General features: G+C 74.3%; 12 protein-coding genes. 9 read left to right on the forward strand and 3 right to left on the reverse strand.

What is annotated here, in order from left to right; genetic code table 11:
• Positions 1–175: 175 nt before the first annotated feature.
• Positions 176–475 carry a DUF4193 domain-containing protein gene (locus AC24FB_RS14560; RefSeq protein WP_425713358.1) on the forward strand — a complete coding sequence of 100 codons (300 nt, stop codon included), beginning with the start codon at positions 176–178 and terminating at the stop codon, positions 473–475.
• Here the strand turns inward: AC24FB_RS14560 and AC24FB_RS14565 are convergent.
• Positions 430–957, reverse strand: coding sequence for a DUF3093 domain-containing protein (locus AC24FB_RS14565; protein ID WP_425713359.1), 528 nt, complete (start codon positions 955–957; stop codon positions 430–432). The two genes, AC24FB_RS14560 and AC24FB_RS14565, sit on opposite strands and share 46 nt — an antisense overlap.
• Positions 958–1,115: 158 nt before the next feature.
• Between AC24FB_RS14565 and AC24FB_RS14570 the strand changes: the two genes are divergently transcribed.
• Genes AC24FB_RS14570 through AC24FB_RS14580 form a run of 3 tightly spaced genes read left to right on the forward strand, consistent with a single transcriptional unit; the run spans position 1,116 to position 3,030 of the window.
• The gene (locus tag AC24FB_RS14570) at positions 1,116–1,832 is read left to right on the forward strand and encodes a DUF3710 domain-containing protein (RefSeq protein WP_425713360.1); all 717 of its coding nucleotides are present in this window, start codon (positions 1,116–1,118) and stop codon (positions 1,830–1,832) included.
• Positions 1,829–2,218 carry an OB-fold nucleic acid binding domain-containing protein gene (locus AC24FB_RS14575; RefSeq protein ID WP_425713361.1) on the forward strand — a complete coding sequence of 130 codons (390 nt, stop codon included), beginning with the start codon at positions 1,829–1,831 and terminating at the stop codon, positions 2,216–2,218. The genes AC24FB_RS14570 and AC24FB_RS14575 overlap by 4 nt, the downstream gene beginning before the upstream one ends.
• Positions 2,215–3,030, forward strand: a complete 816-nt coding sequence (locus AC24FB_RS14580) for a DUF3159 domain-containing protein (protein WP_425713362.1) — start codon at positions 2,215–2,217, stop codon at positions 3,028–3,030. Before AC24FB_RS14575 ends, AC24FB_RS14580 begins: the two co-directional genes overlap by 4 nt.
• 94 nt (positions 3,031–3,124) lie before the next feature.
• On the opposite strand, the gene AC24FB_RS14585 is transcribed toward AC24FB_RS14580, so the two are convergent.
• Positions 3,125–3,793, reverse strand: coding sequence for a potassium channel family protein (locus AC24FB_RS14585; RefSeq protein ID WP_425713363.1), 669 nt, complete (start codon positions 3,791–3,793; stop codon positions 3,125–3,127).
• Complete coding sequence (locus AC24FB_RS14590; RefSeq protein ID WP_425713364.1) at positions 3,790–4,455, reverse strand: potassium channel family protein; 666 nt, start codon at positions 4,453–4,455, stop codon at positions 3,790–3,792. Before AC24FB_RS14590 ends, AC24FB_RS14585 begins: the two co-directional genes overlap by 4 nt.
• 33 nt (positions 4,456–4,488) lie before the next feature.
• Between AC24FB_RS14590 and AC24FB_RS14595 the strand changes: the two genes are divergently transcribed.
• From AC24FB_RS14595 to AC24FB_RS14615, 5 genes are all read left to right on the forward strand, one after another.
• Positions 4,489–6,471, forward strand: a complete 1,983-nt coding sequence (locus AC24FB_RS14595; RefSeq protein WP_425713365.1) for an APC family permease — start codon at positions 4,489–4,491, stop codon at positions 6,469–6,471.
• A 211-nt stretch (positions 6,472–6,682) separates the two neighbouring features.
• Positions 6,683–8,134, forward strand: coding sequence for a class I SAM-dependent RNA methyltransferase (locus tag AC24FB_RS14600; RefSeq protein WP_425713366.1), 1,452 nt, complete (start codon positions 6,683–6,685; stop codon positions 8,132–8,134).
• A gap of 275 nt (positions 8,135–8,409) precedes the next feature.
• Complete coding sequence (locus AC24FB_RS14605; RefSeq protein WP_425713367.1) at positions 8,410–11,226, forward strand: aconitate hydratase; 2,817 nt, start codon at positions 8,410–8,412, stop codon at positions 11,224–11,226.
• 186 nt (positions 11,227–11,412) lie between these two features.
• The gene (locus tag AC24FB_RS14610; RefSeq protein WP_425713368.1) at positions 11,413–12,711 is read left to right on the forward strand and encodes a serpin family protein; all 1,299 of its coding nucleotides are present in this window, start codon (positions 11,413–11,415) and stop codon (positions 12,709–12,711) included.
• A 110-nt stretch (positions 12,712–12,821) separates the two neighbouring features.
• The gene (locus AC24FB_RS14615; RefSeq protein WP_425713369.1) at positions 12,822–14,237 is read left to right on the forward strand and encodes a serpin family protein; all 1,416 of its coding nucleotides are present in this window, start codon (positions 12,822–12,824) and stop codon (positions 14,235–14,237) included.
• Positions 14,238–14,246: the final 9 nt, after the last annotated feature.

A 14,246-nucleotide genomic window follows, 5' to 3' on the forward strand; every position in this document is an offset into this window, starting at 1 on the left:
CGGTCTGTCGCGGCACAGGTGCAGGACCGTGGATATGGGTGGCCGCCGGACGATTTGTGGTGCACAATCCGTCCGACCAAGGTCGGGAACAATTTTCGCAGGCGTGCGTTGAACGCGATCCAGGGGCGCTTCCCACCCCATGAACCACGAGTAGAACCCGGAGCGTGACGCCAGCATGGCGACTGACTACGACGCACCCCGCAAGAGCGAAGAGGAGCTGGGCGAGGACTCGATCGAGGAGCTGAAGGCGCGCCGCGCCGAGCAGTCCTCGAGCTCGGTGGACGAGGACGAGACCGAGGCGGCCGAGGGCTTCGAGCTCCCCGGCGCCGACCTGTCCGGCGAGGAGCTGAGCGTGCGGGTCCTCCCGCGCCAGGCCGACGAGTTCACCTGTTCGCGCTGCTTCCTCGTCCACCACCGCAGCCAGCTGGCCTACGAGGAGAACGGCTCTCTCGTCTGCACCGAGTGCGCCGCCTGACCTGATCTCAGCGCGGCGGCCAGCTCGTCCGGCCGCCGCGTCGAGATCACCCACATCGGGGTCGGGTCCCGGTCGTCGTCGACGACGACCACGACCCCGTGCCCCACCCAGGAGCGGTGGACCACGAAGCTCCGGGCATCGGCGCGCGGACCGAGGATCGCCCGCATCCCCACCGGGTCGAGGACGTGCGCGTCCCCCAGGTGGTGCAGACCGATGACGGCCCCGCCCGCCCGCAGGCACGGCCCCTCCTCGCCCTCGTCCCCCTGCGCCCCCGGCCCGTCGGCCGTGACCTCGACGACGGGTGCGGACAGCCAGAGCGCGACCGCGACGAGGACGGCCGAGACCACCCCGACCGGTACGGCCACCGCCGCGCCGAACGGCAGCGTGGCCAGCGCGAGCGAGAGGCCCAGCCCGGCGGCGAGGACGAGCTGGATCGGGCCGGGCGTGAGTCGTTCGCGGAAGGCGGCGGGGGAGGAGGTCACCGCCACAGCCTGCCACCGCCTGCGGGCGGACGGCGGCTTCGCCCGGGGAGAAGCGGGCCCCGACCCGGTGACCGAGGCCCGGGGGCCGCGGGTAGGCTCGCACGCGGTGCCCGCCGGGCGCGCTGCGGCCGCGGCGACGGCGGGCAGGAGAGGAACGCATGGGACTGTTTTCACGCGGCCGGCACAAGGCGGACCAGACGCCGGAGCCGGACCAGGACGACACCTCGACGACCGAGCACGACGACGGCGCCACCGGGCCCTTCGACGTGGCCGACCGGCCCGACCTCGACGGGCGGCTCGACCTCGGCGCGCTGCGCATCCCGCGCGCGTCGGGGATGAAGGTGCGGCTCGAGCTCGAGAAGAAACGGCGCACCGTCATCGGGACGTCGGTGGCGCTCGAGGGCTCCGCCCTGCAGCTGCAGCTGTTCGCCGCGCCCCGCTCGGCCGGCCTGTGGGACGACGTGCGCACGGAGCTCGCCGCGTCCGTCGAGAAGCAGAAGGGGATGGTCGAGGAGGCGACCGGGCGCTGGGGCGACGAGCTCGTCGTCCACCTCCCGGTCACCCGGTCCGACGGCACGAGCGCGATGAACGTGCTGCGCTTCGTCGGGATCGACGGTCCGCGCTGGTTCCTGCGCGGCATGTTCTCCGGCCTGGCGGCGAAGGAGGAGGCCGCGGCCGAGCCGCTGCGGGACGTCCTCGCGGACGTCGTCGTCGTGCGCGGTCCCGAGGCGCGGGCACCGCGCGAGGTCGTGGCACTGACCGCGCCGGGGACCGGGGAGACCACCGACGAGGTCGACACGGGCGGTGCCCCCGCCCGCCGGACGCTCACGCTCAAGGACCTGCAGCGCGGACCCGAGATCCAGGAGACCCGGTGACCGTTCGGCGTCGCCTGCTCTCGACGGTGGCGGAGCTCGACGCCCTCGACGAGCGCGAGTCCTCCCGGGTCGAGGGCTGCCGTCCCATCGGCTCGGTCGCGCCCCGGGAGCGGGTGCGCGTGGCCGGGATCCTGCGGTCGGTGACGTACCCGCCCGTCGACGACGCGCCGGACCTGCGCGCCCACCTCTACGACGGGACCGGCGAGCTCGCGATCGTCCTGCGCGGACGGCGCGAGGTCCCCGGCATCGTCCCGGGACGGCGCCTCGTGGCCGAGGGGGTCGTCCTCGACGACGACGGACCCACCCTGGTGGACCCCGCGTACGAGCTGCGGCCCTCGCTGGCCGAGCTCGAGGAGATCGACCAGGTCGCCGGGCGGCACCGGTGAGCGCGCCCGACGATCGCGGTCCCGCCCACCACGACGAGCCCGCGACGCGCCCGGCGGTCGAGCCGGACACGGCGCTCGAGCCGGACGAGGTCATCGACCCCGGTACCGACGGCCGCTCCGACGACCCGGGCGGCCCCGGCGCGAACCCGCTGGGCGGGGCCGCGGGCGCCGCCGGGCGCCGGTCCGGCCTCGGCCAGGTCGTCGCCGAGGACTTCTCCCTGGCGGAGTCGATCGGTGGCGTCCGCGGCGTCGTCGAGGCGGTCGCGCCCGGCGCCGTCTTCGTCACCGCCTTCGTCATCACCCGCGAGCTGACGATCCCGCTCGTGGCCTCGCTCGCCGTCGCCGTCCTGCTCTGCGCGGTCCGGCTCGTCCAGCGCACCCCGCTCACCCAGGCGCTGTCGGGCCTTCTCGGGGTGGGCATCGGGGTGGTGTGGGCCTGGCGCTCCGGGCAGGCCGAGGACTTCTTCGCCTGGGGCCTGTACGTCAACGGCGCCTACGCTCTCGGCCTGCTGATCGCGATCCTCGTCCGGTGGGCGCCCATCGGCGTGCTCGTCGAGCTGCTCAAGGGGCGCGGCATGCAGTGGCGCACCGATCCCGAGCTGGCGCCGCTGCGCCGCCGGTACGTCGCCGCGTCGTGGCTGTGGGTCGGCGTGTTCGCCGCCCGGCTGGCCGTGCAGGTGCCGCTCTACCTCTCCGGCGAGGTCGCGGCCCTCGGCGTGGCCCGGCTCGTCATGGGGATCCCGCTGTTCGCGCTCGCCGCCTGGTTGACGTGGGCGCTCGTGCGGGAACGCCCGGCCGCGACCGCCGGCTGACCGGCCCCCGTCCGGCGTCGTCGGTCCCCGGGGTGACCCGGTCCCCGGGGCGCCCCTCGGCGAGGGCGACCTCCTGGTGAGGAGCCGCGCGCGGTCAGTGCGGCGCGAGCGCGTCCTGGAGCGCGCCGAGGTCGTCCTGGCCCTGCGCGGACAGGACGAGGAGCAGCTCGTCGCCGGCCTCGAGCGTGAGGTCCGGCTCGGCACCGTAGGCCGTCCCCGACCGGATGACGGCCGCGAGCACGGCGTGCGGCCCGAGGTCGACGCTGCCGACGCGCCGCCCGACCACGGGGGAGTCGTCCGGGAGCGTGAGCTCGTGGATCGACGCCCCGGAGCGGTGGAAGCGGAACAGCGGCACGAGGTCGCCGACGGAGACGGCCTCCTCGACGAGGCTCGTCATGATCCGCGGGGTCGACACGGGCACGTCCACGCCCCAGGTCTCGGTGAACATCCACTCGTTCTTCGGGTTGTTGATCCGCGCCACCACACGGGGCACGGCGAACTCCGACTTCGCGAGCAGGGAGATGACCAGGTTGGCCTTGTCGTCCCCGGTCGCGGCCACGACCACGTCGCTGCTCGCGGCCCCCGCGTCGGTCAGCGCGCTCGGCGAGCAGGCGTCGGCGAGGAGCCAATCTGCGCGGGCGACCGACGCGACGCGCATGGCCGAGGGCTCGTGGTCCACCAGCGTGACCTCGTGGCCGTGCCCCAGCAGCTCGAGCGCGATCGACCGGCCGACCGAGCCGGCTCCCGCGATGAGGACCTTCATCGCGCCTCCCGCGGCCGGTCCGCGAGCGTGCGGCGGACCGCACCGACCCGGTCGGTCGCCACCGCCATGTGGACGAGGTCCCCCTCCTGGAGGACCGAGGTCGAGTGTGGGACCGTGCCCTCGCCGCGGCGCGTGAGGAAGGCGACGCGCCCGCCGGTCGCCTCCTGGACGTCGACGACGGTGCGCCCCACCCAGGTCACGTGCGGCTCGAGCCGTACGAGCGAGACGAGCCCGGAGGCGTCGACGTGCTCGGCGGGGCTCGACGCGGGCAGGACGTGCGCGAGCACCTGCTCGGCGGTCCACCGCACGGTGGCCACCGTGGGGATGCCGAGCCGCTGGTAGACCTCCGCGCGCACCGGGTCGTAGATGCGGGCGACGACCCGCTCGACCCGGAACGTCTCCCGCGCCACGCGCGCCGCGATGATGTTCGAGTTGTCGCCGGAGGAGACGGCGGCGAACGCGTAGGCGTCCTCGATGCCCGCCTGCCGCAGGGTCTCGCGGTCGAACCCCACGCCCTTGACCTGGCGGCCCGAGAAGTCCTCGGACAGCCGACGGAACGCGTCAGGGTCCTGGTCGACGATCGCGACCGAGTGCCCGGTGGCGTCGAGCCGCTCCGCGAGCGAGGCCCCGACGCGGCCGCATCCCATGATCACCACGTGCACGCCGCGACGGTACCCCGGTCTAGCATCGACCGCGTGCCCGACCTCGTCTCGGCGCTCAAGCGGCTGGTCGTGGGTCGCCCGGTGCGCACCGAACGCCTCGGTGGGACGCTCCTGCCCAAGCGGCTCGCGCTCCCGCTGTTCTCCTCCGACGCCTTGTCGTCCGTGGCGTACGCGCCCGACGAGATCCTGCTGACACTCGCCCTCGCGGGGGTCGCCGCCACCGCGCTGTCGCCCGCCGTGGGCCTGGCGGTCGTCGTCGTCATGGTCGTGGTCGTCCTTTCCTACCGACAGACCGTGCGCGCCTACCCCTCGGGCGGGGGCGGCTACGAGGTCGTGACGACGAACCTCGGACCGCGCGCCGGCCGCGGTGTCGGCTCCGCGCTGCTCGTCGACTACGTCCTCACGGTCGCCGTGTCGATCTCCTCCGGCGTCCAGTACCTCGCCTCGGCCGTGCCCTGGCTGCAGCCGTACCGCGTCCCGCTCGCCGTCGCGCTCATCGCCCTGCTCGCCCTGCTCAACCTGCGCGGGGTGCGCGAGTCGGGGCGGGCGATCGCCGTGCCGTTCTACCTGTTCATGGCCTCGGTCGGCGGCCTCGCCGTCGTCGGCGCCGTCCGGGAGCTGGTCGGTGCGGGCCTGCCCGACGCCGCGACCGCGAGCCTCACGGTCGTCCCGGACCCCGCGCACGACCAGGCGATCGCCACGCTCGGCGGCGCGTTCCTCGTGCTGCGCGCCTTCACCTCCGGGTGCGCCGCGCTCACCGGGGTCGAGGCCGTCGCCAACGGCGTGCCGAACTTCCGCCGACCCCGCTCGGAGAACGCCGCGACGACCCTCCTGCTGCTGGGCGGCATCTCCTCGGCGATGCTCATGTCCATCATCTGGCTCGCCACGGCGATCGACGTCCGGGTGGTCGAGCGCCCCGCCGAGCAGCTCCTCCGCGACGGCGTGCCGGTGGGGCCGACCTACCACCAGGACCCCGCCATCGTGCAGATCGCCAACTCCGTGCTGGGCGGGTGGACGCCGCTCGTCGCGCTCGTCGCCGTCGTCGCGGGTGCGATCCTCCTTCTCGCCGCCAACACGGCGTTCAACGGCTTCCCCGTGCTCGCGTCCGTGCTCGCGCGCGACGGGCTGCTGCCGCGCCGCCTGCACACCCGCGGCGACCGGCTCACGTACTCCAACGGCATCCTCGCGCTGGCCGCCGCGGCCGCCGTCCTCGTCGTGGCCCTCCAGGCGGACGTCACCCGGCTCATCCAGCTCTACATCGTCGGCGTCTTCGTCTCCTTCACGCTCGCGCAGACGGGCATGGTCCGGCACTGGCGCGGGGTCCTGCGCACCGAGCAGGACCCCGGTCTGCGGGGGGCCGCCCGGCGCTCGAGGGCGATCAACGTGGTCGGTGCCGTGCTCACGGGGCTCGTCCTCGTCGTCGTGCTCGTCACGAAGTTCACGCGGGGCGCCTGGATCACGGTGCTGCTCATCGCGCTCGTGTTCCTGCTCATGGGGGCCGTGCGCAGGCACTACGACGACGTCGCGCGCCGGGTGGCCGTGCCTGCGGACACGGAGGCGCGTTCGCTCCCGGCCCGGGTGCACGCGATCGTCCTCGTCTCCACGCTCAACCAGCCGACGGCCCGGGCGCTGGCGTACGCACGGGCGACCCGCCCCTCGACCCTCGAGGCGGTGACGGTGCTCCTCGACGAGGCGTCGACCGTCGAGCTGCGCCGGCGGTGGGACGAGGTCCGGGTCCCCGTCCCGCTCACCGTCCTCGACGCGCCGTTCCGGGACGTCACGGAGCCGGTCCTCGAGCACGTCCGGGCCGTGCGCCGGGCGTCCCCGCGGGAGATCGTCGTCGTGTACCTCCCCGAGTACGTCGTGCGCCGCGCCTGGTACCGGCTGCTGCACAACGGCTCCGCGAAGCGGCTGCACGACCGGCTCCGGCTCGTGCCGGGCGTCGTGGTCGCGACCGTCCCCTTCCAGCTCTCGAGCGCCGACGAGATCGGCGACCAGGAGGTCCACCGTGGCTGACGACGAGGAGCGCGGCTCGCAGGGCGCCGGAGCCGGTGGTCGAGCCGGTGGCGGACGCGGCGGTGCGGGAGGTGGCCGTGGTGCCGGCCGGGGCAGGAGCGGCGGTCGCGGTGGTGGCCGCGGCGGCCGTCGCCCGGGTGGGGCGCGTCGGGGTCGTGCCGGCGGGTCGGGCTCGTCCGGGCGGGGTCGGGGAGCGCCGGCGCCCGATGCCGTGGCGGAGCTCCTCGACGACCCCGTCGCGGTGGGGAGCCCCGCGCACGGGGGGTTCGTCGTCGGGCGCGTGGGGTCCGTCGTCACCCTCGTGCGCCACGCGGTGCCGGGCGAGGTGGTGCGGGTCGCGGTGACGGCGCGCCGGTCCCGCGTGTGGTTCGCCGACGCCGTGGAGGTGATCGAGCCGGCCCGCACGCGCGTGCGGCACGTGTGGCCCGAGGCCGGGCCCGGGGGCGTCGGCGGGGGAGACCTCGGGCACGTGGCCCCGGCGGCCCAGCTCGACTGGAAGACCGCGGTCCTCGACGACTCGCTGCGAAGGATCGGCGGGGAGCAGGTGGCCGGCGACGTCGCGGCCGCCGAGGGCTCCACCGCGGTCCGCGCCGTCGCCGACCCCGCGCAGCCCGGGACCCGCACGCGGGTCGAGCTGACGGGCGCGGCGGACGGCCGCCTCGGGATGCACCGGTACCGCGGCGACGAGGTCCTCCCGCTCGCGCGCCTGCCGCTCGCGGACCCCAGGCTCGACGCCCCCGCGCTGCTGTCCGACCTGCGTGTGGATCCCGGCGCGCGGGTGCGCGCCGTCGTCGGATCAGGGACGGGGCCCGACGCCGAACCCCGCCTGCTCGTCGACGGGCGGGCCCTCCGGGGCGGACCCCGGGTCGCCGAGACCGTGCCGACCGTGCTCGGCCCGCTCGACCTCACGGTGGCGGCCGACGGGTTCTGGCAGGTGCACCACGCCGCCCCGGCCACGTTGGTCGAGGTGGTGCTGGCCCTGGCCGCCGGAGTCGCGCCCCGGCTGCCCGACCCGCCCGCATGGCTGCCGGACGAGGCCGGGACCGCGCACGGATCGGACCACGCCGCGGGGCAGCGCGCACCGGGTGAGCGTCCACCGGGGGAGCGTCCACCGGGGGAGCGGGACGCGGCGGCCGGACCGGCAGGAACCGACGAGGACGCCCGCGCCGACAAGGTTCGTGCGGACGCGGTTCGCGCCGGCCTCGACGGCACGCGCGTGCTCGAGCTGTACTCCGGCGCCGGCCTGCTGAGCGCCGCCCTCGCCCGAGCCGTCGGCCCGGACGGAGGCGTCCTCACGCTCGAGGGCGCGCCCGGCGCCGTCGACGACGCGCGCGCGAACCTCGTGGGTACCCCCTGGGCGCGACCTCTGAGCGGCGCGGTCGACGCGGGCTCGGTCGCCGCGCTCGGCCGTGAGCCGGAGTGGGCGGCGGGCGGGACCGTCGTCCTCGACCCGCCGCGTGCCGGGGCCCGGGCCGACGTGATGTCGGCGGTCGCCGACCTGGGACCGCGGCGGATCGTCCACGTCGCCTGCGACCCGGCGGCCTTGGCCCGGGACCTCGCGGCTGCGCGGTCGGCCGGGTACGTCGCTGAGCGGGTCGTCGCCCTCGACCTCTTCGCCCACACGCACCACCTCGAGGCCGTCGTCTCGCTCGTCCGGGCCTGATCTTTCCCGTCGCCCCGTGTCGAGAGGGCGGGTGAGGGGCGTGTGAACCGCATTCTCGACGGGTGCGGCTGTTCCTCGCCGGCCACCGACCGCACTCTCGTCGAGGACCCCGACCTGAACCGCACTCTCGCCGAGACCGCGCGCCGGTTGGACACGACGCGCCGCCGCGAAGTATCTTGACGTCGAGATAACTTCCGTCCCTGCGTGTCGACGTCTGACACCATGGGCGGGTCGGCGGTGAGGGCGCCGGACAGCTGACAACCCGAGGAGAGAACATGAGCCTGGACAGCTTTGGTTCCCGCGCGACGCTCGACGTCGGCGGCACGGAGTACGAGATCTTCCGCCTGGACGCCGTCGAGGGGCTCGAGAAGCTCCCGTACAGCCTCAAGGTGCTGGCTGAGAACCTCCTGCGCACCGAGGACGGCACAAACATCACCGCGGACCAGGTCCGCGCGCTCGCGAGCTGGGACGCCGCGGCGGACCCGAGCGTCGAGATCCAGTTCACGCCGGCCCGCGTGCTCATGCAGGACTTCACCGGCGTGCCCTGCGTCGTCGACCTCGCCACGATGCGCGAGGCCGTCGCCGAGCTCGGGGACGACCCCGACAAGATCAACCCGCTCGCACCCGCCGAGCTCGTCATCGACCACTCCGTCGTCATCGACGTGTTCGGCCGCTCCGACGCGTTCGAGCGCAACGTCGAGATCGAGTACGAGCGCAACGGCGAGCGCTACCAGTTCCTGCGCTGGGGCCAGTCGGCGTTCGACGACTTCAAGGTGGTCCCGCCGGGAACCGGCATCGTCCACCAGGTCAACATCGAGTACCTCGCCCGCGTCGTCATGCCGCGCGAGGTCGACGGCGTGCTGCGCGCCTACCCCGACACCTGCGTCGGCACCGACTCCCACACCACGATGGTCAACGGCCTCGGCGTCCTCGGCTGGGGCGTCGGCGGCATCGAGGCCGAGGCCGCGATGCTCGGCCAGCCCGTCTCGATGCTCATCCCGCGCGTGGTCGGCTTCAAGCTCTCCGGCTCGATCCCGTCCGGTGCGACCGCCACGGACGTCGTGCTGACGATCACCGAGATGCTGCGCAGCCACGGCGTGGTGGGCAAGTTCGTCGAGTTCTACGGCGACGGCGTGTCCCAGGTCCCGCTCGCCAACCGCGCCACCATCGGCAACATGTCCCCGGAGTTCGGCTCGACCGCCGCGATCTTCCCGATCGACGAGGTCACGCTCGACTACATGCGCCTGACCGGCCGCGACGAGCAGCAGGTCGCGCTCGCCGAGGCGTACGCCAAGGAGCAGGGGATGTGGCACGACCCCTCGCGCGAGGCGGTCTACTCCGAGTACCTCGAGCTCGACCTCTCGTCGGTCGTCCCGTCCATCGCCGGCCCGAAGCGTCCCCAGGACCGCATCGCGCTGACCGAGTCGAAGGGCCAGTTCGCCGGCGACCTCAAGAACTACGTGGTCAACGGCCACGACATCGAGAAGAGCCCGCAGGACAAGGAGCTCGCCGACACGTTCCCGGCCTCGGACGCGCCGTCGCACGACGCGCACGACTCGTCCTCGGACCTCGGGCACCCGCAGCACTCGGGCGCCGTCCCGGCGGGCTACCACCGCCCGCACGCCAACGTCGAGGTCACCCTCGCCGACGGCCGGACGACCGAGCTCGACCACGGCGCCGTCGTCATCTCCTCGATCACGTCGTGCACCAACACCTCGAACCCGTCCGTCATGATGGCGGCCGGCATCCTCGCCAAGAACGCCGTCGAGAAGGGCCTGCAGGTCAAGCCCTGGGTCAAGACCTCGATGGCGCCGGGCTCGAAGGTCGTCACCGGCTACTACGACAAGGCCGGCATGTGGCCCTACCTCGAGGAGCTCGGCTACCACCTCGTGGGCTACGGCTGCACCACCTGCATCGGCAACTCGGGCCCGCTGCCCGAGGAGATCTCCGCGGCGGTCAACGAGAACGACCTCGCGGTGGCGTCGGTGCTCTCGGGAAACCGCAACTTCGAGGGGCGCATCAACCCCGACGTCAAGATGAACTACCTGGCCTCCCCGCCGCTGGTCATCGCCTACGGCCTGGCCGGGACGATGGACTTCGACTTCGACTCCGAGCCGCTCGGCCAGGACCCGTCCGGCAACGACGTCTTCCTCGCCGACATCTGGCCCTCGCCGGAGGAGGTCGAGCGCACGATCACGGAGTCGGTCAGCTCGGACATGTTCACCGAGGACTACGCCGACGTCTTCACGGGTGACGAGCGCTGGCGCAGCCTCGAGACCCCGGACGGCTCGACGTTCGCGTGGGACCCCGAGTCCACCTACGTCCGCAAGCCCCCGTACTTCGAGGGCATGCCGGCCACCCCGGAGCCAGTCACCGACATCGCCGGCGCCCGCGTGCTGGCCAAGCTCGGCGACTCCGTGACGACCGACCACATCTCGCCGGCCGGGTCGATCAAGGCCGACTCGCCGGCCGGGAAGTACCTCGCGGAGCACGGCATCGACCGCAAGGACTTCAACTCCTACGGCTCGCGCCGCGGCAACCACGAGGTGATGATCCGCGGCACCTTCGCCAACATCCGCCTGAAGAACCAGCTGCTCGACGGCGTCGAGGGCGGGTTCACCAAGAACCTCCTCACCGGCGAGCAGGAGACGATCTTCGACGCCTCGCAGGCCTACCAGGACGCGGGCGTCCCGCTCGTCATCCTCGGCGGCAAGGAGTACGGCTCGGGCTCGTCGCGCGACTGGGCGGCCAAGGGCACGGCGCTCCTCGGCGTCCGCGCCGTCATCACCGAGAGCTTCGAGCGCATCCACCGCTCGAACCTCATCGGCATGGGCGTCCTCCCGCTCCAGTTCCCCGAGGGCGAGAGCGCCGAGTCGCTCGGGCTCGACGGGACCGAGACGTTCGACATCTCGGGCGTCACCGCCCTCAACGACGGCACGACGCCGAAGACGGTCCGCGTGAGCGCCGCCAAGGAGTCCGGCGAGGTCGTGGAGTTCGACGCGGTCGTCCGCATCGACACCCCCGGCGAGGCGGACTACTACCGCAACGGCGGCATTCTGCAGTACGTGCTGCGCTCGCTCGTCGCTGCCTGACGCAGCAGGTCCGGTCGCACGCGGCCCCGGCCCTCTCGGGTCGGGGCCGCGGTGCGTCCGGGCGGGATCGACGCGCCCAGGTCCGGGGCGCCGGCGCGGCCGACGACGGCCCACCTGCGCGGGGGAGGGCGGACCTCCCCGTCCGTGCGCCCGTGCGCATTGATCCGGCGCACCTACCGTCGGCCCATGCGATCCTCCCGCGCACTTCCGCCCGCCGTCCTGGTGACCGCCCTCGCGCTCGTCCTCGCCGCCTGCGCCGGCGGCGAGGACGAGGACGGCTCCGAGGAATCGACGTCGACGCAGGATGACGAGACTCCCTCCGACGACGAGAACCCCTCCGACGACGAGCCCGCGGACCCCGCCGCGCTCGACGCGCACGTGGCCGCCGTCTCCGACCTCGGTGCCGAGCTCGCCGCGACCGCCGAGGACGAGTCGCTCGTGGTCTCGCCGGCCTCCGCCGCGACCATGCTGGCGATCCTAGCCGCCGGGGCGGAGGGCGAGACGCTCGCCGAGCTCGAGACCCTGCTCGGCGGTGGTTCGTCGGACGTCCTCGCCTCGATCGGCGACCTGCGGGCGGTCCGGGCGGATCTCGAGGTCGACCCGGCCGCCGGCGACCTCGACCCGTGGCCGGACTCGCCCGTGCTCCACCTCGCCGACCAGGTCGCCGTCCGCGAGGGCGTGACTCCCGGCGACGCGTGGCTGACCTCTGTCGAGGGCCTCGGCGCGGAGGTCGTCGAGGCATCGCCGGACGAGCTACCGGGGCTGCTCGACGAGTGGGTGGCCCTGCACACCGGCGGGCTCGTCGAGGAGAGTGCGATCACCCCGGACGCGAGCACGGGCCTCGTCGTCCAGGACGCCGTCCTCCTGCACGCGTCCTTCGAGCCTCGGTTCTCCGGGTCGGCCACCGAGGACCTCCCGTTCACCCTCGCCGACGGCTCGGAGGTCACGGTGCCGACGATGCGGGCGGAGCGGCCCCTGCCGTGGGCGGAGACCGAGGTCGCGACGGCGACCAGCCTCGACCTCGAGGGCGGGCTCGACGTCCAGGTCGTCCTCCCGGCCGAGGGGACCGCGCCGAGCGAGCTGACGGCCGAGGACTGGAACGCCCTCGACGACGCGCTGACCTCGGGGGACGAGGCGCTCGTCGACCTCGGTCTCCCGCGCGCCGACCTCGCCACGACGACGAACCTCATGTCCGCCCTGCCCGGACTCGGTGCCGAGTCGTTCGCCGACGGCGGCGGTGAGCTCGGCGGCATCTTCGAGGGCGCGTTCGTCGACGAGGCCGTCCAGCAGGCCACCCTCGAGGTGACGGAGCAGGGCGTGGTGGCCGCGGCGGTCAGCGAGACCGACGCCGCCGGCGCGATCCCGCCCCCGCCCGAGACCCGGGAGCTGATCGTCGACCGGCCCTACGCGCTGCGCGTCGTCGACGGCGAGACCGGGTGGGTGCTCGTCCACGCCGTCGTCGCGGACCCACGCGGCGAGGGGTAGCCCGGGGGCGCCCGGCCCGCGCCCGGCCGATCGGCGCTCCGCGCGGACCGCATCCGGTGGGACGCCGCCCCGTGACCGGAAGGTGACCCCGGACGCGTACCGTCCGGGCCATGTCGACCCGTCGCCGCGCCGTCGCGGCCGCCGCCGCCCTCCCGCTCCTCGCCCTCGCCGCCTGCGGGTCGGGAGAACCGGGGACGGACGACGACGCCGGGTCCGGCGATGCCACCGGCTCCTCGACCGCGGGTCCCCCGGGCGCGCCCTCGGACGGTGCCGCGCCGTCGGACGGACCCGCGGGCGCCGGCGGCGCCACCGATCTCTCGCCGACGGGGGAGCCCGCGGGACAGCCTGCACCCGTCGCGCTCGCCGACGCGACCGCGCTCGACGCCCACCTCGCCGCGACGGCCGCGCTCGGCGCCGACGTCGTCGCGGAGGTCCTCGCCGACCCGGACCAGGACACCCTCGTCGTCTCGCCCTCGAGCCTGGCGACCGCTCTCGCGATGGTGGGTGCAGGGAGCGACGGGGAGACCCGCTCCGAGGTCGAGGAGCTGCTCGGGTCGGACGTCGACGGCGCTCTCGAGGCGATCCAGGCGCTGCGGGCAGAGCGGGCCGACCTCGACCAGGACCCCGCCACGATCGTGCTCGACCCGCTGCCCGACCACGCGATCCTTCACACGGCCAACCAGGTGGTCCTGCGCGACGACGTCGTCCCCGAGCAGGACTGGCTCGACACGGTCTCCCACCGACTCGGCGCGGGTGTGGTCGCGACGAGCAGCCCGGACGAGATGCAGGACGTCCTCGACGAGTGGGTCCGCCTCCACACGGCCGAGCTCGTCGAGGAGAGCGGGATCGACGCCAGGGCCGACACGGTGCTCGTCCTGCAGGACGCGATGCTCGTCGCGTCGGCGTGGCTCGACCGGTTCGACGAGGCGGCCACCACCGACGACGGCTTCACGCTCGCAGGCGGCGAGGTCGTCGAGGTGCCGACGATGCACGCCGAGGCCCCGCTGACGTACGCCGAGGTCGACGGTCACCAGGCGACGAGCCTCCCGCTGCTCGACGGGCTGCGCCTCGAGGTCGTGCTGCCGGGCGAAGGGACGGCGCCGGCGGAGCTCACGGCGCAGGACTGGGCGGCGATCGCCGACGGACTGGACGGGGCGGACCAGGTGGCCCTCGACCTCGCCCTTCCGCGGGCCGACGTCGAGACGAGCTTCGGGCTGGCCCCGGTGCTCACCGAGCTCGGCGCCGTCGAGCTGTTCGGTCCGACTCCCGACCTGTCCCGCATGCTGCCCGGCGACGGCTACGTCATCGATCAGGCCGTCCAGCAGGCCCGCCTGCAGATCGGCGAGGAGGGCGTCGTCGCGGCCGCCGTCACCGAGATCGCGGTCGCGGAGTCGGGCGTTGCGCAGCCCCCCGAGCGGGCCGAGATGATCGTCGACCGCCCCTACGCGGTGCGCATCGTCGACGGCGAGACCGGCTGGGTGCTCGTCCACGGCGTCATCGGCGACCCGCGGGGTGAGGACGGGTAGGTAGCGCCG

It is taken from the genome of Georgenia sp. Z1344 (genome assembly GCF_057652375.1).

Coding starts and splice junctions, on each gene's coding strand:
- AC24FB_RS14585 (WP_425713363.1), bottom strand. CDS start 3,793: ATGAAGGTCCTCATCGCGGGAGCCGGCTCGGTCGGCCGGTCGATCGCG.
- AC24FB_RS14615 (WP_425713369.1), top strand. CDS start 12,822: ATGTCGACCCGTCGCCGCGCCGTCGCGGCCGCCGCCGCCCTCCCGCTC.
- AC24FB_RS14605 (WP_425713367.1), top strand. CDS start 8,410: ATGAGCCTGGACAGCTTTGGTTCCCGCGCGACGCTCGACGTCGGCGGC.
- AC24FB_RS14570 (WP_425713360.1), top strand. CDS start 1,116: ATGGGACTGTTTTCACGCGGCCGGCACAAGGCGGACCAGACGCCGGAG.
- AC24FB_RS14610 (WP_425713368.1), top strand. CDS start 11,413: ATGCGATCCTCCCGCGCACTTCCGCCCGCCGTCCTGGTGACCGCCCTC.
- AC24FB_RS14560 (WP_425713358.1), top strand. CDS start 176: ATGGCGACTGACTACGACGCACCCCGCAAGAGCGAAGAGGAGCTGGGC.